General features: G+C 71.5%; 23 protein-coding genes and 1 tRNA gene. 9 read left to right on the top strand and 15 right to left on the bottom strand.

Translation table 11 applies throughout. The annotated features are described in order from the left end of the window. Positions 1 to 87 precede the first annotated feature (87 nt). The 3 genes from ACZ69Q_RS33280 (at position 88) to ACZ69Q_RS33270 (ending at position 2,621) form a co-directional block, all read left to right on the top strand. Positions 88 to 171: transfer RNA gene (locus ACZ69Q_RS33280), tRNA-Leu, on the top strand. Positions 172 to 325: 154 nt separating this feature from the next. Beyond that, positions 326 to 1,501: a 4-hydroxybenzoate 3-monooxygenase gene (locus tag ACZ69Q_RS33275; protein WP_471049151.1), complete on the top strand. Its 1,176-nt coding sequence runs from the start codon at positions 326 to 328 to the stop codon at positions 1,499 to 1,501. A gap of 226 nt (positions 1,502 to 1,727) precedes the next feature. Beyond that, positions 1,728 to 2,621 carry a Bax inhibitor-1/YccA family protein gene (locus tag ACZ69Q_RS33270; RefSeq protein WP_471049148.1) on the top strand — a complete coding sequence of 298 codons (894 nt, stop codon included), beginning with the start codon at positions 1,728 to 1,730 and terminating at the stop codon, positions 2,619 to 2,621. A gap of 80 nt (positions 2,622 to 2,701) precedes the next feature. On the opposite strand, the gene ACZ69Q_RS33265 is transcribed toward ACZ69Q_RS33270, so the two are convergent. Continuing rightward, entirely contained in the window at positions 2,702 to 2,932 is a 231-nt protein-coding gene (locus tag ACZ69Q_RS33265; protein WP_383413203.1) for a DUF4287 domain-containing protein, read from the bottom strand. 94 nt (positions 2,933 to 3,026) lie between these two features. Here ACZ69Q_RS33265 and ACZ69Q_RS33260 point away from each other — a divergent pair, with 94 nt between their 5' ends. Beyond that, positions 3,027 to 3,338, top strand: a complete 312-nt coding sequence (locus tag ACZ69Q_RS33260) for a hypothetical protein (RefSeq protein WP_471049144.1) — start codon at positions 3,027 to 3,029, stop codon at positions 3,336 to 3,338. Between the two features lie 28 nt (positions 3,339 to 3,366). On the opposite strand, the gene ACZ69Q_RS33255 is transcribed toward ACZ69Q_RS33260, so the two are convergent. From ACZ69Q_RS33255 to ACZ69Q_RS33245, 3 genes are all read right to left on the bottom strand, one after another. Then, the gene (locus tag ACZ69Q_RS33255) at positions 3,367 to 4,149 is read right to left on the bottom strand and encodes a hypothetical protein (protein WP_471049141.1); all 783 of its coding nucleotides are present in this window, start codon (positions 4,147 to 4,149) and stop codon (positions 3,367 to 3,369) included. A 295-nt stretch (positions 4,150 to 4,444) separates the two neighbouring features. After that, a complete protein-coding gene (locus tag ACZ69Q_RS33250; protein ID WP_471049139.1) occupies positions 4,445 to 5,665 on the bottom strand; it encodes an acetyl-CoA C-acetyltransferase in 1,221 nt (406 codons plus the stop codon). A gap of 323 nt (positions 5,666 to 5,988) precedes the next feature. Further along, positions 5,989 to 7,014: an SGNH/GDSL hydrolase family protein gene (locus ACZ69Q_RS33245; protein ID WP_471049137.1), complete on the bottom strand. Its 1,026-nt coding sequence runs from the start codon at positions 7,012 to 7,014 to the stop codon at positions 5,989 to 5,991. A 166-nt stretch (positions 7,015 to 7,180) separates the two neighbouring features. On the opposite strand from ACZ69Q_RS33245, the gene ACZ69Q_RS33240 reads away from it, so the two are divergent. Further along, positions 7,181 to 8,569 carry a cystathionine beta-synthase gene (locus ACZ69Q_RS33240; protein WP_471049134.1) on the top strand — a complete coding sequence of 463 codons (1,389 nt, stop codon included), beginning with the start codon at positions 7,181 to 7,183 and terminating at the stop codon, positions 8,567 to 8,569. A 407-nt stretch (positions 8,570 to 8,976) separates the two neighbouring features. Here ACZ69Q_RS33240 and ACZ69Q_RS33235 read toward each other — a convergent pair whose 3' ends face one another. Next, positions 8,977 to 9,819, bottom strand: a complete 843-nt coding sequence (locus ACZ69Q_RS33235; RefSeq protein WP_471049132.1) for a helix-turn-helix transcriptional regulator — start codon at positions 9,817 to 9,819, stop codon at positions 8,977 to 8,979. Positions 9,820 to 9,976: 157 nt separating this feature from the next. Between ACZ69Q_RS33235 and ACZ69Q_RS33230 the strand changes: the two genes are divergently transcribed. Continuing rightward, complete coding sequence (locus ACZ69Q_RS33230; protein WP_471049129.1) at positions 9,977 to 10,738, top strand: SDR family oxidoreductase; 762 nt, start codon at positions 9,977 to 9,979, stop codon at positions 10,736 to 10,738. 23 nt (positions 10,739 to 10,761) lie between these two features. Here the strand turns inward: ACZ69Q_RS33230 and ACZ69Q_RS33225 are convergent, their stop codons facing one another. The 5 genes from ACZ69Q_RS33225 to ACZ69Q_RS33205 form a co-directional block, all read right to left on the bottom strand. After that, positions 10,762 to 11,193 (bottom strand): hypothetical protein, encoded by a 432-nt coding sequence (locus tag ACZ69Q_RS33225; RefSeq protein WP_471049675.1) that lies wholly within the window; start codon positions 11,191 to 11,193, stop codon positions 10,762 to 10,764. An 81-nt stretch (positions 11,194 to 11,274) separates the two neighbouring features. Beyond that, positions 11,275 to 12,207, bottom strand: coding sequence for an ABC transporter substrate-binding protein (locus ACZ69Q_RS33220; RefSeq protein WP_471049127.1), 933 nt, complete (start codon positions 12,205 to 12,207; stop codon positions 11,275 to 11,277). 8 nt (positions 12,208 to 12,215) lie between these two features. Next, on the bottom strand, positions 12,216 to 12,878 hold the full coding sequence (locus ACZ69Q_RS33215; protein ID WP_471049124.1) for an ABC transporter permease: 663 nt from the start codon (positions 12,876 to 12,878) through the stop codon (positions 12,216 to 12,218). Position 12,879: 1 nt separating this feature from the next. Next, a complete protein-coding gene (locus tag ACZ69Q_RS33210; RefSeq protein ID WP_471049121.1) occupies positions 12,880 to 13,521 on the bottom strand; it encodes an ABC transporter permease in 642 nt (213 codons plus the stop codon). Then, positions 13,518 to 14,552 (bottom strand): ABC transporter ATP-binding protein, encoded by a 1,035-nt coding sequence (locus ACZ69Q_RS33205; protein WP_471049118.1) that lies wholly within the window; start codon positions 14,550 to 14,552, stop codon positions 13,518 to 13,520. The genes ACZ69Q_RS33210 and ACZ69Q_RS33205 overlap by 4 nt, the downstream gene beginning before the upstream one ends. A 141-nt stretch (positions 14,553 to 14,693) precedes the next feature. Here ACZ69Q_RS33205 and ACZ69Q_RS33200 point away from each other — a divergent pair, with 141 nt between their 5' ends. The 3 genes from ACZ69Q_RS33200 (at position 14,694) to ACZ69Q_RS33190 (ending at position 17,737) form a co-directional block, all read left to right on the top strand. Further along, on the top strand, positions 14,694 to 16,211 hold the full coding sequence (locus tag ACZ69Q_RS33200; protein WP_471049116.1) for an aromatic amino acid ammonia-lyase: 1,518 nt from the start codon (positions 14,694 to 14,696) through the stop codon (positions 16,209 to 16,211). After that, positions 16,208 to 17,068 carry a MurR/RpiR family transcriptional regulator gene (locus ACZ69Q_RS33195; protein ID WP_471049113.1) on the top strand — a complete coding sequence of 287 codons (861 nt, stop codon included), beginning with the start codon at positions 16,208 to 16,210 and terminating at the stop codon, positions 17,066 to 17,068. The genes ACZ69Q_RS33200 and ACZ69Q_RS33195 overlap by 4 nt, the downstream gene beginning before the upstream one ends. Positions 17,069 to 17,149: 81 nt before the next feature. Then, on the top strand, positions 17,150 to 17,737 hold the full coding sequence (locus tag ACZ69Q_RS33190) for a hypothetical protein (protein WP_471049110.1): 588 nt from the start codon (positions 17,150 to 17,152) through the stop codon (positions 17,735 to 17,737). Between the two features lies 1 nt (position 17,738). Here the strand turns inward: ACZ69Q_RS33190 and ACZ69Q_RS33185 are convergent, their stop codons facing one another. The 5 genes from ACZ69Q_RS33185 to ACZ69Q_RS33165 all read right to left on the bottom strand — a co-directional run bounded on the left by ACZ69Q_RS33185 (position 17,739) and on the right by ACZ69Q_RS33165 (position 21,485). After that, the gene (locus ACZ69Q_RS33185) at positions 17,739 to 18,113 is read right to left on the bottom strand and encodes a roadblock/LC7 domain-containing protein (RefSeq protein WP_471049108.1); all 375 of its coding nucleotides are present in this window, start codon (positions 18,111 to 18,113) and stop codon (positions 17,739 to 17,741) included. Between the two features lie 14 nt (positions 18,114 to 18,127). After that, positions 18,128 to 18,628, bottom strand: coding sequence for a roadblock/LC7 domain-containing protein (locus ACZ69Q_RS33180; protein WP_471049105.1), 501 nt, complete (start codon positions 18,626 to 18,628; stop codon positions 18,128 to 18,130). A 79-nt stretch (positions 18,629 to 18,707) separates the two neighbouring features. Next, positions 18,708 to 19,499: a transcriptional regulator gene (locus tag ACZ69Q_RS33175; protein WP_471049102.1), complete on the bottom strand. Its 792-nt coding sequence runs from the start codon at positions 19,497 to 19,499 to the stop codon at positions 18,708 to 18,710. Beyond that, on the bottom strand, positions 19,496 to 19,888 hold the full coding sequence (locus ACZ69Q_RS33170) for a hypothetical protein (RefSeq protein WP_147999679.1): 393 nt from the start codon (positions 19,886 to 19,888) through the stop codon (positions 19,496 to 19,498). The genes ACZ69Q_RS33175 and ACZ69Q_RS33170 overlap by 4 nt, the downstream gene beginning before the upstream one ends. 184 nt (positions 19,889 to 20,072) lie before the next feature. Then, entirely contained in the window at positions 20,073 to 21,485 is a 1,413-nt protein-coding gene (locus tag ACZ69Q_RS33165) for a type III PLP-dependent enzyme domain-containing protein (RefSeq protein WP_471049099.1), read from the bottom strand. Positions 21,486 to 21,497 lie beyond the last annotated feature (12 nt).

The raw sequence follows: 21,497 nt of genomic DNA, 5'->3' as shown, positions 1-21,497 counted from the left end.
TAAAATAAGACAACATCGGTCCGCCCGTCCGCTGTTCGGGGGATGTATCCCGATAGGCTCGGGATCTCGATGCGGAGCCCATGGCCTGCCCAGATGGTGGAATGCAGACACGGCGAGCTTAAACCTCGCTGCCCCTTCGCGGGCGTGCCGGTTCAAGTCCGGCTCTGGGCACTTCCGAGCTTCTCCCTTCCTTCAAGAGTTGACCCCGGTTCAGGAGTTCCCGCACAACCGTTGACAGCGGGCGCGTGCGGCCGGAGACTCGCGTCAGGAAGCGGTGAATAAACTTTCACCACGCGAACGTGAATCAGGCGAAGGGAAGCGACCGATGCGCACCACCGTCGGCATCATCGGAGCGGGCCCCGCCGGCCTCCTCCTCGCGCGGCTGCTCCACAACGCCGGCATCGACTCGGTCGTCCTGGAGAGCCGCGACCGGGCCTACGTCGAGCACCGCCAGCGCGCCGGAATCCTGGAGCAGGGCACGGTGGACGTGCTGCGCGCGGCCGGCGCCGGGGAGCGGATGGACCGCGAGGGCCTGCCGCACGACGGCATCGAGCTGCGCTACGACCGCAAACGCCATCGCGTCGACTTCCCCGCCCTCACCGGCGGCCGGTCGGTGATGGTCTACGCCCAGACGGAGGTCTGCAAGGACCTCATCGCCCTCCAGTTGAAGGAGGGCGGTCCGCTGCTGTTCGAGGCGGAGGCGCTGGCGGTGGAGGGTGCGGACACCGACGGCCCGCGCGTGCGCTTCAGGCGCGACGGCGTCGAGGACGTCCTCGAATGCGACTACGTCGTCGGCTGCGACGGCTTCTGGGGCGTGGCCCGCAAGGCCATCCCGGCCGAGCTGGTCCGGGTCTTCGAGCGGACGTACCCCTTCGGCTGGCTCGGCATCCTCGCCGACGTCGCCCCCTCCCACGACGAGTTGGTCTACGCCCGCCACGACCGCGGCTTCGCGCTGCTGTCGATGCGCTCCCCGTCCGTCTCCCGCCTCTACCTCCAGGTACCCGAGGGCACGGACGCCGAGGCGTGGAGCGACGAGGAGATCTGGGCGGAGCTGGAGCGCCGCTTCGAGACCGCCGACGACTGGCGCCTGGAGCGCGGCCCCATCACCCAGAAGTCGGTCACGCCCATGCGCTCCTACGTCCATGAGCCCATGCGGCACGGCCGCCTCTTCCTGGCCGGTGACGCGGCCCACATCGTGCCGCCCACGGGTGCGAAGGGACTGAATCTGGCCATCGGTGACGTCGTCACCTTCGCGCGTGCGCTGACGCACGAGAGGGCCACGGGTTCGGCCGGACTCCTCGACGCCTACTCCGAGACGTGTCTGCGCCGCGTGTGGCAGGCCGAGCGGTTCTCCTACGACATGACGACGCTGCTGCACCGCGCCCCCGAGGCCACGCCGTTCGAGGACCGGCTCCAGCTCGCGAGGCTGGAGCGGATCGCGGGGTCGGCGGCGGCCGAGACGGATCTCGCCGAGGCGTACACCGGGTTTCCGCTCGGGTGACGGGGGCGGGTGGCGTGGGCGCGGGCCGGGGGAGTGATCTCCGACCGGTTCCGGCCACGTCGCAGGTTGGTCATGAATGGGCCCCTTCGTGGCCGGGAATCACCCGGCCGCGTAGCGTGTTGGCCAGCACGACGAGGGAAAGATCCTCCCCAAGCACTAGGGTCAATCCTTTGCCTACCTATTACTCTTGAGCCAAGGCCGCGCACGCCGGCCATGGAGGAGTGAAATGAGGAGCAGCAACCCGGTCTTCTCGCGACGGGGGTTCAGCCGCGACAACGGCTACGCGGGCTTCAACACCGCGCCGCAGGCCGGGGGCGCCGCTGTCGGCACGCAGGGCAACCCTTACGCCCAGCCGCAGGCCGGCAACCCGTACGCGCAGAACCCTTACGCCCAGCAGGGCCTCCAGGGCGCACCGCCGCAGGCCCCGGTCACCCCCGGCCGCATGACGATGGACGACGTCCTCATGCGCACCGGCACCACGCTGGGCATCCTGATCGTCACGGCCGCGCTCGCCTGGGCGACGCTGCCGGTCGACGACGCGAACATCAGCCGGTCCTACGGCATCGCGATCGTCGCCGGTCTGATCGGCATGGTCCTGGCGCTCGTCCAGTCCTTCAAGCGCAAGGCAGCGCCCGCGCTGATCCTGGCGTACGCCGCGTTCGAGGGCGTGTTCCTCGGCGTGGTCTCCAGCGTCGTCGACAACCGCATCGCCAGCGGTGCCGCCATGCAGGCGGTGCTCGGCACGCTCGCGGTCTTCGCCGCGGTGCTGGTGGCGTACAAGGCGGGCTGGATCCGCGTCAACCGCCGCTTCGTCGGCTTCGTGATGGCGGCCGCGCTCGGCTTCATCGTCCTGATGGCGATCAACCTGCTGTTCGCGGTCTTCGGCGGCGGTGACGGCCTCGGCTTCCGCAGCGGCCCGCTCGGCATCCTGTTCGGTGTCATCGGCATCCTGCTCGGCGCCTGCTTCCTCGCCCTGGACTTCAAGCAGGTCGAGGACGGCATCGCCTACGGCGCGCCGCGCGAGGAGGCCTGGCTCGCGGCCTTCGGCCTCACGCTGACGCTGGTGTGGATCTACATGGAGTTCCTGAGGCTCATCTCGATCCTCAACAGCAGCGACTGATCTACCGCGGTCGCAGCAAAGGCGTAAGCGAAGGGCCCCGGATCGTCATCCGGGGCCCTTCGGCTTGTCCGTGTGCGCGCCTAGAGCAGTTTGCGCGCGGCCCTCCTCATGTCGTACTCGTGGATGATCGCCTTCGCGTGGCCGTACGCGAGGTTGTGCTCGTGCCGGAGCCAGCTCACCTTCTCCTCGAAGTTGAAGAGAGCCGGGCCTTCTTCGACGGCGCGCAACCAGTCGGAGACTTCACGACCGGTGCAGTGGGGGATGCGGGCGAGCATGTTGCGGTGGGTCTCCTCGGAGAGGACGTGGGACATCGGCGCCTCCGGACGCAAAGGGGATGTAAGCCGGTCCTTCAGGTCACCGTGCCTGAGCGTTCGCCCGTTGGCAACAGTCGCGTACGCTCACGGCGTGGTTGATACGACGCGTCTGACCCGAGCCGTAGATCACTTCGCCGACCGGTTGCGGGCGGCACCGCAGAGTCGGTTGCAGAGAAGCGCTGCCGCGGAGGCGCTGGCGCTGGCCAGGGAGTTCGCCCGTCGGGCGCAGCTTCTGGAGGCGCCCGGGGTTGAGCCTCGGGAGATGCCTGATGCCGGGATGTTCGCGGCGGCCGACCAAGTCACCGTCGCCGTCCATGACTTGGCCCTCGTACTCACGGACGAGGGGGAGGTCGAGGAGGCGGTGAGGCTGGTCGAGGAGGCGCAGAAGAGAGCGGGGGTCTGAGGGCGTCGCAGGCCCCGGTGCCCGGGAGCTACAGGGACGCTATGACCCGGTCGGCCAGGATGTAGACGTTCTCCTCGCCGCACGCGAACGTCAGCGTGTACGCGCCCGAGATGCCCGAGCCGCCCAGCAGTACCGGCGTCTGGCCCGCGCGCAGGGCCGCCGCCAGGCGTTCCGCCGTCTCGCGGTGGCCCGGGGTCATGCACAGGGTGGTGCCGTCGGCGAAGACGTAGACGTCGAGGGTGCCCAGCGGGCCGGGGCGCACGTCGGTCAGTTCGGTGGCGGAGGCGGCCAGGTCCTCAAGGGTGGCCACCGTGCGCTCATGGTCGTTCACCACCGGCGACGAGGCCGGGACGAAGTCCGGGTGGGAGGGGTGACGGCGGCGGGCCGCGGCCAGTTCGGGGGACTCCCCGGAGAACTCGTCGGGCTCGGCGGTCGGCTCGATCACCGGCTCCAGGTGCTCCAGGCCCGCGAAGTCGGCCTGGCGGGGCAGGAAGAGCTCGCTGTCGGACAGACCCAGCAGGGTGGGCGCGTCGGAGGCGTCACGGGCCTCCTGGGCGGCCCAGAAGGCGCGCGCCTCGGCCAGTTCCCGCTCGCGTTCCTCGGCGAGCGCCTCGGCCACGGCTGCGCGTATCTCATCGGCGTCGGCGGCGGCGCGGGCCGGCGGGACGAGTCCGCGGGCCGCGGCGGCGTTGTTCTGTGCCAGCTCGGTGTGCAGGGCCGCGACCTGTCGGCGCAGCCCCATGAGGGTGCGCAGGACGGCGACGCCCACGGCGCCGGTGGCGGCCGTGGTGAGCAGCAAAGCGATCGGCATGGCGCTCACTGACGTACTCCCGGTTCAAAGTCGACCCCCGACTTCCTACATCAGCTTGAAGGGCGGACTATCCCGCTGTCAGTGCGTAAGGTCACGAAACGGACAGGGATTTGGGCCTGGGGTTTGGTGCTGAAACTGTTCTGACCTGCGTAAATCCCTCCGCGAAGGGAGATAGGTCACATCCTGGGGGAGATTGGATCACAAAACGGCCCAGAACCTTGGAGTTTCCCGGGTTCTGGGCCGAAGGCTCACGCTGGGTCGTCCGCCGACTACCCAGCGGCTCTGCCTCGTTGGTTCAGCTCAGGCGCTCGATGACCATCGCCATGCCCTGGCCGCCGCCGACGCACATCGTCTCCAGGCCGAACTGCTTGTCGTGGAACTGGAGGGAGTTGATGAGCGTGCCGGTGATGCGGGCGCCGGTCATGCCGAAGGGGTGGCCGACGGCGATGGCGCCGCCGTTGACGTTCAGCTTGTCGAGGTCGATGCCCAGGTCGCGGTAGGAGGGGATCACCTGCGCGGCGAACGCCTCGTTGATCTCGACCAGGTCGATGTCGTCGATGGTGAGGCCGGCGCGGCGCAGGGCCTGGTTGCTGGCCTCCACCGGGCCGAGGCCCATGATCTCGGGGGACAGACCCGAGACGCCGGTGGACACGATGCGGGCGAGCGGGGTGAGGCCGAGCTCGCGGGCCTTGGTGTCGGACATGATCACGACCGCGGCGGCGCCGTCATTGAGGGGGCAGCAGTTGCCGGCGGTGACGAGGCCGTCGGGGCGGAAGACCGGCTTCAGACCCTGGACGCCCTCCAGGGTGACGCCGGCGCGCGGGCCGTCGTCCTTGGCGACGACTGTGCCGTCGGGCAGGGTCACCGGGGTGATCTCGCGCTCCCAGAAGCCGTTCTTGATGGCTTCCTCGGCGAGGTTCTGCGAGCGGACGCCGAACTCGTCCATGTCCTGGCGGGTGACGCCCTTCGACCGGGCCAGGTTCTCGGCGGTCTGGCCCATCGCGATGTAGGCGTCCGGCACGAGGCCGTCCTCGCGCGGGTCGTGCCAGCTCGTGCCCTCCTGCTGGGCGACCGCGGCGGTGCGGGCCTCGGCCTCCGCGAAGAACGGGTTGTGCGTGTCCGGGAGGCTGTCGGAGTTGCCCTTGGCGAAGCTGGAGACCATCTCGACGCCGGCCGAGATGAAGACGTCGCCCTCGCCGGCCTTGATGGCGTGCAGGGCCATGCGGGAGGTCTGCAGCGACGAGGAGCAGTAGCGGGTGATGGTGCAGCCCGGCAGGTGGTCCATGCCCATCTGCACGGCGACGATGCGGCCGAGGTTGTTGCCCTGCTCGCCGCCGGGGAGGCCGCAGCCGAGCATCAGGTCGTCGATGTCGCGCGGGTCGAGCTCGGGGACCTTGGCGAGTGCGGCCTGGATGATCGTGGCGGTGAGGTCGTCGGGGCGCAGGTCCTTGAGGGAACCCTTGAAGGCGCGGCCGATGGGCGAGCGGGCGGTCGAGACGATCACGGCTTCGGGCATCACGGCTCCATGGGCATACCGGAGGGTCGGGCAGGGCTGTGAGGGAAGTTACCCGCACGTATGGTCGAGGTCACGGGCGTTGCGGTGTGACCCTTGCCGCAATTTTCTAAGCGCTTGCTTTCCTCGCCCCCGCCGCCCCTACCCGTCCCGTCCCCGGGGGCTACCGCCCCCGGACCCCCGCTTCGGCCCTGAACGTGCCTCGTCCTCAAGCGCCGGACGGGCTGAGAATGCAGCCCCTCCGGCGTTTGAGGAGCGGGGTCTGGGGCGGAGCCCCAGAAGGATGGGACGGGTAGGGGCGGCGGGGGCGAGGAAAGGTCCTTGGGTCAGGGGGACGGGGTTGCCGGGGTGCGGTCCGGTTCCGGGACGCGGCGACGGCGGCGGCGCTTGAGGAGGGCCCAGGGGCCCTTGGGGCCCGTCGGCATGGCGGCCGTGACCTCCGTGCCCGCCTCCGAGGCGGCCTCGGCCGCTGCCCGGGCCACCGGCAGGAAGCCCTCGCGGCGGCTGACGTCGGGACGCTCCTCCTCCGCCGGCCACAGCCCCAGCGTGGCGCAGACCGTCGGCAGGACCGCCATCGCCGCGGTGGCGTAGCCCTCCGCCGAGGGGTGGTAGTTGTCCGGGCCGAAGAGCTCGCGCGGGTTCGCCTCGAACTCCGGGCCCAGCAGGTCGCCCAGCGACACCGTGCGCCCGCCCTGCCCGATGGCGCCGATCGTCTGCGCCGCCGCCAACTGGCGGGATGCGCGCCGGGCCAGCCAGCGCAGGGGCTGCTGTACCGGCTCGATCGTGCCCAGGTCGGGACAGGTGCCGACCACCACCTCCGCGCCGGCCGTGCGCAGCCGCCGTACCGCCGAGGAGAGATGACGCACCGAGCGCGTCGGAGGCATCCGGTTGGTGACGTCGTTCGCACCGATCATGATCACGCAGACGTCGGGCGTCAGGGCCGGGTCGGCGAGGATCAGGGCCACCTGGCGGTCCAGGTCGTCCGAGCGGGCGCCCGGCAGGGCCACATTGCGCAGGACCACCGGGCGCTCCGCCACCGCCGCCAAACCCGATGCCAGCAGCGCGCCCGGCGTCTGGCCCGCGCGGTGCACGCCCTGGCCCGCGGCCGTCGAGTCACCCAGCATCGTCAGCCGCAGCGGCGGTTCCCCCTGGGTCGCGTAGAGGTGGCCGTACCGGCCGTCGGCGTTCGGCACATGGTTGCTCGTCCCGTTGCCCACGTGCCGCCTGGCCATCCGGACCTCGGCGAGCAGCAGACCCACGGCCGCCGCGCCGGCCAGACCGATGCCGCCTCCGCCGTACGCGGCGCCCGCCGCGATCCGCCGGGCCACCCTCGCCCTAGACATGCTCGTCATGCGTCGCCGCCACCTCCTCATAGCCGTACATCAACTGCTTGCCCCGCACGGACCGTCGCCCAATCCCAACGGCGCGTGAACGACCTTCACCGGTCCCGCGCAGGCCACAGGGCCTAGGCTGGCGTAACCACTACGACCACCCTTTTTGCAGCATCCGGAGACAACGGTGCATTTCCACGATTCGATGATCAGTCTCGTCGGCAACACCCCGCTGGTGAGGCTCAACAACGTGACCAAGGGCATTCAGGCCACCGTCCTGGCCAAGGTCGAGTACTTCAACCCGGGCGGATCCGTGAAGGACCGCATCGCCCTGCGCATGATCGAGGCCGCCGAGGAGAGCGGTGCGCTCAAGCCGGGCGGCACCATCGTCGAGCCGACCAGCGGCAACACCGGCGTCGGCCTCGCGATCGTGGCTCAGCAGAAGGGGTACAAGTGCATCTTCGTGTGCCCCGACAAGGTCAGCACCGACAAGATCAACGTGCTGCGGGCCTACGGGGCCGAGGTGGTCGTCTGCCCGACCGCCGTGGATCCCGAGCACCCTGACTCCTACTACAACGTCTCCGACCGGCTCGTGCGGGAGACGCCGGGTGCCTGGAAGCCGGACCAGTACTCCAACCCGAACAACCCGCTCTCCCACTACCACTCCACCGGCCCCGAGCTGTGGGAGCAGACCGCGGGGAAGATCACCCACTTCGTGGCGGGTGTGGGCACCGGCGGCACCATCTCCGGCACCGGCCGCTATCTGAAGGACGTCAGCGACGGCAAGGTGCAGGTCGTCGGCGCCGACCCCGAGGGCTCGGTGTACTCGGGCGGTTCCGGGCGGCCGTACCTCGTCGAGGGCGTCGGTGAGGACTTCTGGCCGACCGCCTACGACCGGACCGTCGCCGACGAGATCGTCCCCGTGTCCGACAAGGACTCCTTCCAGATGACCCGCCGCCTGGCCAAGGAGGAGGGACTGCTGGTCGGCGGCTCCTGCGGCATGGCCGTCGTGGCCGCGCTGCGGGTCGCCGAGCGGCTCGGCCCGGACGACGTCGTGGTGGTGCTGCTCCCCGACAGCGGCCGCGGCTACCTCAGCAAGATCTTCAACGACGAGTGGATGGCCGACTACGGCTTCCTCGAGGACGAGGGTCCGAACGCGCGTGTCGCCGACGTCCTCAACGACAAGGAGCACGGCGCCATCCCCTCCCTCGTCCACATGCACCCGGACGAGACGGTCGGCGAGGCCATCGAGGTGCTGCGCGAGTACGGCGTCTCGCAGATGCCGATCGTCAAGCCGGGCGCCGGCCACCCGGACGTCATGGCGGCCGAGGTCGTCGGGTCGGTCGTCGAGCGGGAGCTGCTGGATGCCCTGTTCACCAAGCGGGCCTCCCTCGACGACCCGCTGGAGAAGCACATGTCGGCCCCGCTGCCGCAGGTCGGCTCGGGCGAGCCGGTCGGCGACCTGATGTCCGTGCTGGGCGCGGCGGACGCGGCGATCGTGCTGGTCGAGGGCAAGCCGACCGGTGTGGTCAGCCGGCAGGACCTGCTGGCCTTCCTGGCCAAGGGCGGGAAGTAGCGGCGAACCTGCGGTGAACGGGGCGTGGCCGCGGCGAACTTGCGGTGACCTGGGCCGCTCGCCGCGTCGCGGAACTGGTACGAGCGCGTCACGTCCACGCAGCACCCGCTTAACACGGGTCCGGCACATTAGTGGATGTCGGCAGGGCGGGAGCGGCTCCCCGCCCGAGCCGGCGCCGAACGTCCAAGGACCTCCGGAGCGGCTCCCGGACCTCCATGGACGCCACGGACGCGCAAGCCCGGCCCTGACCCGGCTCGCGTCCTTCGCGGGGACCGCCGTCGTCCCGCCCCCCGGCAACGGGGGTGCGGCGGTCCCCGCGCATTATTTTTGACCGACAGGCGGGCAAGGCCGGTTCGGCACCGCCGGGGAACGCCGCCGTGGTTGCGCGCCGTTGCGGCGGAGCTTCTTCAGCGGGCGGTGCGCAGATGCTCCGCCGCGGCCCAACTCCCCAGCATGGCCAGCCTCTCCGCCGTCTCCGAGCCCCGTTCCGGTGTGTACACCACCACCGTCTGGTCCGGGTTCGTCGGGACGGTCAGGGTTTCGAAGGGCAGGGACAGCAGGCCCGCCAGCGGGTGGTCGATGCGTTTGGTGCCTGCCATGCACGCCTGGACGTCGTGGTCCGTCCACAGGCGGCGGAAGTCCTCGCTCCTGTCGCACAGTTCGCCGACGAGGGCGATCAGTTCGGGGTCGTCGGGCCGGTGGCCGGCGTTCAGCCGCAGATGGGCGACCGCCTGGGCGGCGATGCCGGGCCAGTCCGGGTACAGGTCGTGGGCGGCCGGGTCGAGGAAGACGTGCCGGGGGATGTTGCGCTCTCCTGGGGCCGTGTCGCTGTAGCCGTTCAACGCGTCGGCCAGGGAGTTCCACGCGAGGACGTCCATGCGCGGGCCGATCACGAAGGCCGGTGTGCGGTCCATGCTGTCCAGCAGCGTCTGGACGCCGGGGCGGACGCGTGCGGCCTCCGGGCGGCGTGGGCCGCGGCGCCGGGGCCGGGCCACCGTGCGCAGATAGGCGTGCTCCGTCTCGTCCAGCCGCAGGACCCGCGCGATCGCGTCCAGCACGGCGTCGGAGACGTGCTGCCCCCGGCCCTGTTCGAGGCGGACGTAGTAGTCGACGCTCACCCCGGCGAGCTGCGCCACCTCCTCGCGGCGCAGACCCGGAACACGGCGCCGCCCGTACGAGGGCAGCCCCAGATCGTGCGGCCGGATCCGGCCGCGGCGCGAGCGCAGGAAGTCTCCCAGGTCCCCGTCCATGGCTTCGAGCGTAGCCGCGCGCCGGGCCGTGAGCCTGGTACTGCCAGACACAGGAACAACGCATCCCTGGGTAGGGCGGGCGCGGCGGCCGAGGGTGAGGGGTGTTCGCCAGTCGCCGGGGAGACGCCCCGGCGGCTCCCTCACCAGGAGGAGTCCCATGTCGTACGAGAACCTGACCGGCCGTACCGCCGTCGTGACCGGAGCAGCGAGCGGGATCGGCGAGGCCGTCGCCGTGCTGCTCGCCGAGCGGGGCGCGCGGGTCGTGCTGCTGGCGCGGCGCGAGCAGCGGCTGGACGAGGTCGTCGCGAAGATCACGGCGGGCGGCGGCAGCGCGCTGGCCGTCGTCGCGGACGTCACCGACGACGCGTCCGTGGCGGCCGCCGTGGAACGGATCCACGAGGCGTACGGGGCCGTCGACCTCGTCGTCAACAACGCCGGTGTCATGCTGGGCAACCCCGTTGAGGCGGGGCGGCTCGACGAGTGGCAGCGGATGATCGACACCAATGTGACCGGGGTGCTGCGCGTCATCCGGGCGTTCACCGGCGATCTGGTGGCGGCGGCCGGCGAGGGCCGCACCGCCGACCTGGTGAACATCTCATCCGTCGGCGCGCATCTCGCCTTCCCCAACTACGCGGTGTACGGGGCGACCAAGGCCGCCGTCACGCATCTCTCCCAGTGCCTGCGCACCGAGTTCGGGCCGCGTGATGTGCGGGTGACCAACGTGGAGCCGGGGTTCGTGGAGAGCGAGCTGCGACTGCACACCGACAACGCGGAGGTGTCGGGGCAGGTCGACGGCATGCTGGAGGCCGTGGGCACGCTGGCGGCCGAGGAACTCGCCGATGTGGTGGCGTACGCGGTGAGCCGGCCCCGGCATGTGAACCTGCGGCAGATCATGGCGATGCCCACCCGGCAGGCGTGAGCCCGCCGGTCCGCCGGGGAGGCTCAGTTCTCCCAGCGGTCCCCGTCCTTGGCCGGCTTGCGGCGCCAGCCCCGGAACAGGCCGGGGTTGGTGCGGGCCGCCTGGACGACGTTGACGCCCACGATGCCGATCCAGCTAACCAGCAGGCCGGGCAGATGGGCGGTGCCGGCGCCGATCGCGGACAGCGGGATCGCCAGGACCAGCGAGACGATGCCGAAGCCGAAGCGCTCGCCGAAGGAGTCCGTCGGCCTCGGCGACCGCGCGCCCCTGGCCACCACCATCTGCTGCTCGGCCATCTGCCGCCGCATACGGCGCTCGACCGCCCCGTCGATGCGCTGGTCGACCTTCTCCATGAACGAGTCGACCAGCGCGGACTCGTACTCCTCACCCAGCTCCCTGCGGGCCTGCAGCGAGGCGTTGAGTTCCTTCTTGAGTTCGGTGTCCCGCGCGTCCATTCCGGTCATGCGAACCACGGTAGGCAGCGGGGCCGACGACTGCACTGGGGTTAGCCCCCCTGTTCGTCAGGGGGTGCGCCGTCACTTCACCAGCCCGTGCTCCTTCGCATAGGCGTTCGCCACGTCCTCGGGGTCCTTCTTGTCCTTGTCGACCTGCCGGTTCAGCTCGGTGAGCTGGGCGGTGGTCAGGGCGTTGCCGAGGCGGGCGAGGGCCTTGCGGACCGTGGAGTCGGCCTTGCGGTCGGCGATCAGGGGGACGACGTGCTGGCCGGGGATGAGGTTCTTGGGGTCGGTCAGCACCACCCAGCCGTTGGCCTGGATGTCGGTGTCGGTGGTGAAGAGGTTGGCCACGTCCACGTCGCCCTTCTTCAGGGCGCCCTTGACCAGCGGACCGGAGGAGTCCAGCGACTTGAACTCCTTGAACTCCACCCCGTAGACGTCCTTGAGGCCCACGGCGCCGACCTCGCGCTTCTTCACCTCGGGCGCCGCGCCGATGACCAGCTTGCCGTTCTGCTTCTTCAGGTCGGCGAGCGAGGTCAGGCCGTACTTCTGGGCCGTCTCGCGGGTGACGACGAAGGCGTCCGAGTCCTCGGCCATGCCGTACGGCAGTACCTGGAGGCCGTTCGGTAGGGCGATGGTCAGCGCGTTCTGCATCTCGCCCTCCTCCGTCGCCGTCGCCTTGGGGGCGACGTAGTGCAGCAGGGCGCCCTGGTACTCGGGGAGCAGGTCGATGTCGCCGCCCTTGAGGGCGGGGATGAGGATCTCGCGGGTGCCGAGGTTGGGGCGGACGCTGACCTTGACGCCGGCCGCTTCCAGTACGGCGGCGTACAGGTACCCGAGCACCTGGTTCTCGGTGAAGTTGGCGGTGCCGATGGTGATGCCGCCCTTGCTGGAGCCGCCGCCGGATCCGGCGGAGCCCTGGCCGTCGAGGGAGGTGATGCCGCTGGAGCAGGCGGCGAGGGCGGGGACGGAGGCGGCTGCGAAGAGGCCGCCGAGGAGCGTGCGTCGGTTCATCGGGAGTCCTAGGCAGTGCGGTGGCGGAAGAGGAAGCGCTGGAGGCCGGAGAGGGCCAGGTCGAGGACCACGGCGACCACGGCGACCAGCACCGCGCCGCCGAGCACCTGGACGAGGTCGCGCTGGGCGAGGCCGTCGAAGACGTAGCGGCCCAGGCCGCCGAAGGAGACGTAGGCGGCGATGGTGGCCGTCGCCACGACCTGGATTAGTGCCAGGCGCAGGCCCGTCATGATCAGCGGGAGGGCGAGCGGGAGCTCCACCTGGAACAGGACCTGGTGGCCGCGCATGCCCTGGCCGCGCGCCGCGTCCTTCACGTCCGCGTCGACGGCCGTCATCCCGGCGTAGGTGTTGGTGACGATGGCCGGGACCGCGAGGGCGACCAGCGCCACGTACACCGGGAGCATGGACAGCCCGCCGGCCAGGAAGACCAGCACGACCAGGCCGACGGTCGGCAGGGCGCGCCCGAAGGACGCGAGGTTGATCGCGACGAAGGCGCCCTTGCCGGTGTGGCCGATCAGCAGGCCGAGGGGGAGGCCGATCGCCGCCGCGATGAGCGTGGCGAGCAGGGAGTACTGGAGGTGTTCGGCCAGGCGGTGCGCGATGCCGTCGGAGCCGGACCACTGCTCGCCTGCGACCAGCCACGCGCCGAGGTTCTTGAAGAGTTCGTACATGTCAGGCTCGCCGCCTCCGCCACGGGGTCAGGACGTACTGAAGGCCGACCAGCAGCGCGTCGGCGACCACCGCCAGCAGCAGGGTGAGGACCACTCCGACGATCACCGGGGTGGGGAAGTTGCGCTGGAAGCCGTCGGTGAAGAGCTGGCCGAGGCCGCCGTCGCCGATGTAGGTGGCGACCGAGACCAGGGAGATGGACATGACGGTCGCGATCCGGACGCCGGCCATGATCACGGGCAGCGCGAGCGGGAACTCGACGGTCAGGAGCCTGCGCAGGGGGCGCGTGCCCATCGCCTTCGCGGCCTCCTTCACCTTCACGGGGACCGAGTCGAGGCCCTCGACGGTGTTCCGCAGCAGGACGACCAGGGTGTAGACCGTCAGGCCGATCACGGTCGTGGTGCGGGTCAGGCCGGAGACCGGCAGCAGAAGCACGAAGATCGCGATCGACGGGATCGTGAACAGGACGTTCGACAGGCCCAGCAGGAAGCCGCGCAGGGGGCGGATCCGGTGGGCGATCACCGCGAGCGGCAGCGAGATCAGGACGCCGAGGAAGACGGCCGTGAGCGCGGCCTGGAGATGGGAGATCGTCAGGGTGGTGAGGTCGTCGGTGTGGTCGCCTATCCACGACCAGTCGATGCTCATGCCGTCACCCTGGCTTCCGTGTGTGCCTGGCCCGCGTGCTCGTGGATGTCGTCGCGGGAGGAGACGCCGGTCAGGACGCCGTCCGCGTCGACACGGGCTATCAGGCCGGTGGGCGAGGCGATGGACTCGTTGAGGGCCGACAGGAGCGAGTCGCCGTCCCCCAGCGGCCGCACGGGGATCTCGGTGTCCTTCGACGCCCAGTGCAGGGGCTTGTTCGCCGCGTCCAGCACCAGGCTCCAGGTGCCGCCCTGTGGCGCCGGGCCCTGCGGGACGTCCGCGAGGGTGCGCAGCGACAGCAGCTTCAGACCGCGCTCGGCGCCGAGGAAGTCGGCCACGAAGTCGTCGGCGGGGCGGGCGAGCAGCTCGGCGGGGGAGGCGCACTGGACCAGGTGGCCGCCGGTGCGGAAGATCGCGATCTGGTCGCCGAGCCGTACGGCCTCGTCGACGTCGTGCGTGACGAAGACGATGGTCTTGCTCAACTCCTTCTGGAGTCGCAGCAGTTCGTCCTGGAGCTGGGCGCGCACGACGGGGTCGACCGCGCCGAACGGCTCGTCCATCAGCAGCACCGGCGGGTCGGCGGCGAGCGCGCGGGCCACGCCGACGCGCTGCTGCTGGCCGCCGGAGAGCTGGTGCGGGTAGCGCTTGCCGGAGTCGGCCGTGAGACCGACGATCTCCAGCAGCTCCGCCGCCCGGGTGCGTGCCTTGCGGCGGCTCCAGCCGAGCAGCAGCGGCACGGTGGCGATGTTGTCGAGCACCGTTCGGTGCGGGAACAGGCCCGCCTGCTGGATGACGTACCCGATGGAGCGGCGCAGCTCGGCGGAGTCCTGCCGGGTGACGTCCTTGCCGCCGACCTGGATGGTGCCGGAGGTCGGCTCCACCATCCGGTTGATCATCCGCAGCGTGGTCGTCTTGCCGCAACCGGAGGATCCGACCAGGACGGTCACACCGCCCTCCGGCATCTCCAGGGAGAGATCGTGGACTGCTGTCGTGCCGTTGGGGAAGCGCTTGTGGACCGCGTCGAACTGGATCATGAGATGTCCCTTGCCCGGCTGTATAACGTCATGCAGAGTTCTCGGTAGGTGAATAACTTGTCAACGGGTTGGTGTAAATCCGAAGTAACGGATGACTGAACCGCGAGATCGGATGTCCGGATTGAGGGGTGTTTGGGCTTGATGTCGTCTCGGATCGTGGATACGCCGGATGTTGTGTCTCCCGGGCATACCGGCTTGGTCGTCCTCGACGGGATCGGACTCGGCGTCGAGGACGTCGCACGCCTCGCCGACGGGACCGCGCGGCCGGTCCCCGCGACCGACGCGATGAAGCGGGCCGAGGAGTCCTGGGACGCCGCCCGCCTCATCGCCGCGACCGGCCGCGTCTACGGCCGCTCCACCGGCGTGGGCGCGAACCGGAACGAGGACGTGCCCACCGAGGCCGCCGCCGAGCACGGACTGCGCCTGCTGCGCAGCCACGCCGGCGCCATCGGCGAGGAGCTGCCCGCCCGGCAGGTCCGGGCCATGCTCGCCGTACGCGCCAACCAACTGCTGGCCGGCGGCGCGGGCCTGCGCCCCACCGTCATCACCGCCATGTGCGAGGCGCTGCAGAGCGGCGCCCACCCGATCGTGAACGAGTTCGGCTCGGTCGGCACCGGCGACCTCGCGGCGCTCGCCCAGACCGGCCTCGCGCTGGCCGGCGAGCATCCCTGGCGCGGTACCGGAGCGCCCGAGCCACAGCCGCTCGACAACAACGACGCCCTCGCGTTCATCAGCAGCAACGCCCTGACCCTCGGCCAGGCCGCCCTCGCGCTGCACGAGCTGCGCGGCCTCGTCGCCGCCACCCAGGTCGTCGCCGCCCTGTCACTGCTCGCCGTCGACGGCTCCCACGAGGCGTACGCCGCCCCCGTGCACACCGCCCGGCCGCACCGGGGCAGCACCGAGGTCGCCCGCCGGATGCGCGAGCTGATCGGCGCCGAGGACCGGCCGACACCGCCGCTGGGCCGGATCCAGGACCCGTACGGCTTCCGCTGTCTGCCCCAGATCCACGGCCCCGCGCACGACGCCGCCGACGCCCTGGAGCAGGTGCTCGCGGTGGAGATCAACGCCGCCGCCGAGAACCCCCTCATCTCCCCGGAGGACATGGCCGCCTACCACCACGGCGGCTTCTACCAGGCCCAACTCGCCCTCGCCCTGGACCACTTCCGGCTGGCGCTGACCCAGGTGGCCCGGCTGTCGACGTCCCGGCTGTCCACCCTGAACGAACCCGCCTACACCCGCCTCAAGCCCTTCCTCGCCGACCAGGAACCCGCCTCCTCCGGCGTGATGATCCTGGAGTACGCCGCCGCGGCCGCCCTCGGCGACCTGCGCGCCTTCTCCGCCCCCGCCTCGCTCGGCCACGCTGTACTCTCCCGGGGCGTGGAGGAGCAGGCCAGCTTCGCCTCGCTCGCCGCACGGCAGACACTGCGTGCGTGTGGCGCGTACCGTCTCGTCGTCGGCTGCGAACTCGTCGCCGCGGTACGGGCGTTGCGCCAGCGCGGCCTCAGGCCCGACGCTGAGCTTCCGATCGGCCGGGCGATGGAGCTCGCCGAGTCGGTGCTCGACGACGACCTGGCCGACCGTCCGCTCACCGACGACGTGACGGCCGCGGCCGCACTGCTGGACCGGTTCACGGAGATCTGGAGGGGGAGCGCGGCATGAGCGCGGACAGGAACACGAACGGGACGGACAGCCCCGCCGCGCGACTTCAGGCGCTCTTCGAGGGGCACCGGCTCACCCCGACCCAGCGGCGCATCGCGCACAGCATGGTGCGGCGGGCCGCCGATGTGCCCTTCCTGTCCAGCGTGGAGCTGGCGGAGCTCGCCGGGGTCAGCCAGCCGTCGGTGACCCGCTTCGCCGTCGCCCTCGGCTTCGACGGCTACCCGGCGCTGCGCCGGCATCTGCGCGAGGTCGCGCCCGTGGAGCAGAGCCCGGACGCCGGCTCGTACAACGAGTACCAGCAGGCCGTCGAGGCCGAGATCGAGAACCTGCGGCACCTGGCGGAGGTGCTGGCCGACCCGCGCCCGGTGCAGAAGGCCGGACGCCTGCTCGCGACCTCGCGTCCGCTGCCGGTGCTCGGCCTGCGCGCGGCGGCCTCCCAGGCGTACGGCTTCGCGTACTTCGCCGCCAAGGTCCATCCGGACGTACGGCTGCTGAACGAGGGCGGCACGATGATCCAGGACCGGATCGACGCCGCCGTACGGGCCGGGGCCACGGCCCTGCTCTGCTTCGCGCTGCCCCGGCATCCACGCGAGGTCGTGGACACCCTGGCGTACGCCAAGGAGGCCGGGCTGACGGTGGTGACGGTGGCCGACTCCGCGTTCGCGCCGGTCGCCAAGGTGTCCGACCTGCTGCTGCCCGCCGCCGTCGGTACCGGCCTCGCCTTCGACACGGCCTGCGCGCCGATGCTGCTGGGCCGGGTCCTGCTGGAGGCCATGTGCGACGACCTGCCGGACGCCCAGGCGCGGCTGGAGGACTTCGACGCGGGGGCGGCGAGCCGGGGACTGTTCGTCGAGTGAGCGCTTCTTAAGGCTCGTCTCACGTTGGCTGGCTAGCGTGCGCGCACAGCGACCGGACAGTGTTGAGGCGGGAGGCGGATCGTGGCACGCGGTGGAGGACAGGGACTGGCCCGGGTGGCCGTCGTCGTACGGGCCGGGGCGGGCCCGCTCTGGTGGCTCGGGGTGTTCGCGGCGGGCATCGGCGTGCTGGTGCCGGGCGTCACGGGGCGCAGGATCGGCGTGCTGGCCGGCGCCGCGCTGTTCATCGTCGCGTCGGCCGTGGTGGCGTCCGTGCGCCGCAAGCGCTACACCGCCCTGATCGGCTCGGCCGCCCGGGCCGGCAAGCACGACGTGCTCCAGGACCGCGCGGTGGCCGTACGCAACTGGCGCCGGGGGCACCGCTGGTGGCTGGTGGCGGCGTTCCTCGCAGCGCTGGGCAGCGCGTTCGCGGTGCCGGCGGCCGGCGGGATGCTGCTGGCGGGGTGCGGCGCGGGGCTGCGGCTCAAGGCGGCGTGGCTCGGGCGGCGGGAGCGGGCCGAGAATGCCCTGCTGTGGGTGCGGGTCGACTGGCTCGACGGCCGGGGCGGCCGCCCCGCGGGCAAGGCCGTGAAGGGCTACCGCACCACGGGTGTCGCCGCGGGCGACGCGGCCCCGGGCGGGGCCCGCCGCCGCACCGCGGCGCTGGTCTAGCTCAGACCTCCAGGTCCTCCTCGATCTTCCTCAACTGGTGCCGGGCCATCGCCAGATTGGCCCGCTTGGCGTCGAGGACCAGGTAGAGGAAGAGGCCGTTGCCCCCGCGCCCGGTGATCAGCCGGATCAGGTGGTACGCGTCGCTGAGGGTGATCAGGATGTCCTCGATACCGCCCTTGAGGCCGAGGTGCTCCATCGTGCGCATCTTGGCGCGGACGACGTCGGTGTTGCCGGCGGCGGCGACATTGAGGTCGAAACTCTTGCTGCCGCCCAGCGTGCCGAGCGCCATCCCGCTGGTGTAGTCGACGAGCGCGACCCCGGTCGCTCCCTCGATCGAGGCGAGGCATTCCTTCAGCGTGGTCTCGGTGTTGGCCATGACGTGTCTTCCTCTCAACTCTCGGTAGTGGTGCGCGCGTTGGCGGTGGTGCGTGCCGAACGCGCGGTTTTCGTGCGGGTGGGCATGGGTTTGGCGGGCTCCTTGGCGGAACTCCTGGCAGGGCTGCTCCTGGGCGCAGGCAGCGCCTCCGCGTCGACGAGCTCCCCGATACGGGCACCGGCCCGGCGGCCCTCCAGATGCAGCCGGCCGACGTTGACGCCGTCCGTCGCGAGCAGGGTCAGCACGGCGGTGCGGCCCGCCGCGTACGTCGCCACATAGCCGTCGGTGCCGCGGATGAGCAGTTCGCGCAGGTCGCCCCAGCCGGTCGCGTCCGTCATCCGCACCGCGACGCCGAGTGCGGCGGCGGTCAGCGCGGCGAGTCCGTCCGGTTCGACGCCGGGCGTGTCATGGGCGAGGACGAGGCCGTCCACACCGGCCGCGAGTGCTCCGGTCAGTTGGGGCACACGGGCTCTGAGCCGGCGGAACTCGTCGAGTATCGGGGCCTCGGCCGCCATCAGGTTTCTCCTCTCGGCTCGGGACCGCTGCGGTGGGCGAGGCGTCCCACCCGGCTCTCGGTCCTCGAAGGGTTTGCGGTCAAAGGGCCTCCAGCGCATCCCTGACCCTCTTCAGCAGCGCGACGTAGGGGTCGGCGGCGGCTTCGGGCGGGGGATCCGGAGCGGGCGGAAGCTGCGGGGACAAAAGCCCCGCAGCGGCCAGCCGCCTTATGTGCACCAGCGTGTGGAACGCCGGCCTGCCCAGCTCCCGAGCGATGTCCGCGGCCCTGCGCACGCCGTCCACCTGCTCCAGTACGGCCGCCTGCCGGGACGGCACCGCGGGCGCCGCGACCGGGTCGGCCCGGATCAGGGGCGCCGCGTCGGTCGCCGGGTCGGGCCAGATGTGGCGCAGCAGGGCGCGCCGGCGCAGCGTCTCGCGCTCCAGCTCGGCCACCGGCACCGGATGCACCGAGGCGAGCCAGTGTGCGGTGCCGTAGCGGAAGCGGCCGGGCGTGCTGCTGGGGCCGAGCGCGAAGTACGCGGCGTCGTACAGGGCGCTCACCTGGGCCAGCTCCAGCGCGCCCGGCGTGACGCCGTGGCTCAGGAGCCGTTCCTCGTCGGCGCTGTCCTCGACGGCCTGCCAGGTCTCGGCGTCGAGGAGGCCGTGGGCCGTCAGGAGCATGCCGAGGCTGGGCGCGAGCGGGCTCTCGGCGTGCACGACCCGGCCCTCGGCCAGGTGGAGCGTGCCGTGCTCGCGGTCCAGGACGCCGGTGGCCCGCTCCTCGGCGAGCCGGGTCAGCATCGGCGAGACGCCGCCGCCCGCCTGCTTGAGGGCCATCTGCCGGTCCCGGACCGGCAGCCGCGGCGGCGGGGTGCTCGCGACCACGGTCATCCCAGCACCAGCCGTTCGGCCATCTCGCCGAGCCGGATGCGGGCCAGCGCGAGATTGCCGTCCGCGCGGGCCAGCCACAGGTACAGGAACACGCTGCTGTCGAAGGACGTCGGCACGAACCGCAGCACGTGGTAGCTGTCCCGGTTGCTGAGGATCAGGTCCTCGACCGGCGGATCCACCGTGCCCGTGCCGTCCTCGGGCCCGAACGCCCCCTGCTCGGCGGCCAGCCGCGCCAGCTCGGCCGCCTCGGCCGCCGCCGTCTCGTGATCGCCTCCCGGTGGATCGCCCACTGTGCCCAGGGCCAGCCCGCTGGTCCAGTCGACCAGCGCGGCGCCTCGCGCACCGGGCAGCCGCATCGTCTCCAGCAAGCACTCGTCGATTCCGGGCACCGTCGCTCCCCTCCCGCCTCGGGGTGTTCGGCTGAGTGACGGCCAAACTACGCAACGTGTGTGCGCCGAGTGAGCGTTCGGGCATTTTCCAGTGGAACATGCGCGGGGAGACTAAGGTGGGTCAACTGGCCCTGTTTTCACAGCAGTTGATCACGTATGGCCTACTGCTCCACGTCGGGGTGCGTCAATGGCGCTTCGGCGCGCGCAGGGTGGTGAGGGACGCGGCGTGCGCCCCTCCCGATTCGGCCACGATCTCGTCGAGCGACTGCGCCTCGCGCACCGTCGCGAAGGCGATGCCGCCGCCGGCGTCGGGCGCGAAGCCGTAGACGCCGGGCCGGGCAAGGGAGTTGTACGCGTAGTGGTGGGCGAAGTAGTACGCCCCCGTGTCCAGCGCCGCCGCGAAGTCGCCCTGCTCCAGCAACGGCAGCGCACCGCCCTCGGCCAGCAGATCGCCGGAGAAGCAGGCCGGCCCGGCCACGTCCTGCACCACGTCCGGCCCGTCCTTCGGGCGCCCCTTGCCGTCGTACGCGGCGATCCGCAGCGGCCAGCTCCCCGGCGCGTACACCGTCCGCGTGGCGACCTGCACGCCCGCGTGCGTGACCGCCACCGGCCGCCCGCCCGCGCTCTTGGCGTACTCGACCCGCGCCACGATCGTCCCGTGCTTGGCGAGCAGCGACCGGCCGAACTCCGTGACCAGGCCGTAGCGCCCGTCGAACAGCCCCGGCACCGCCTCGCTCAGCAGCCGCGCGTACTGCGCGTACGTCGGCGTCGTCGCGTCCGACGCGAAGTTCACCGGCAGTCCGCCGCCGATGTCGAGCGTGTCGATCTGCCGCCGCCCGATCCGCCGGTTGATCTCCTCGGCCAGCGCGTACGCCTGCTCGACCCCCTGGACCATCAGCGACAGCGGGATGCCCTGCGAGCCGGTGTGCGCGTGCAGCCGGGTCAGCCACGGGCGGTCCCGATACGCCCCTACGACCCACTCCCGCGCCCCCTCGTCACGCAGCGCCACCCCGAACTTCGAGGTCGCCGTGGCCGTGGACGTCGCCTCGATCGAACCCCCGCCGACCTGCGGATTCACCCGGATCCCGAGCGGTGAGCGGCTGGCGGCGGAGCTCATCAGGGCGTCGATGCGCGCGAGCTCCTGAGGGTTGTCGACGTTGACGGCGATGCCCAGCGCCAGCGCCTCACGCAGCTCGGCCGGCGTCTTGGCGGGGGAGTCCAGGACCGTCACCTCCGGGCCGAGCCCCGCCGCCCGCGCCAGCGCCAGCTCACCCGGGCTGGCCACCTCGGCGCCGATGCCCTCCTCGCGCAGCAGCCGAAGCACCGGCACCAGTGGGGTCGCCTTCACCGCGAAGGCGTGCAGCACCGGCGTGCCAGGCGCCACCACCGCGTCGAACGCCGCCCGCAGCGCCGCCGCCGACTCCCGGATGCCCGTGACGTCGAGCAGGGCGACGATGGGCGAGCCGGGCCCGAGCAGCCCCTGCTCCACGGCCGCGCGCACCGCCTCGTCGCGCCGGGCCGCCCGCTCCGCGTCCTTGGCCGGGATCTCGATTCCGTTGCCCACAACATCCCCCGTCGTGTCGTTGTACGAGCCCATGCATCCAGCCAA

The sequence above is a fragment of the Streptomyces sp. NPDC036764 genome (assembly GCF_055609385.1).
The sequence above is the reverse complement of the archived record's forward strand: the minus strand, read 5'-3'. Positions and strand labels throughout refer to the sequence as shown.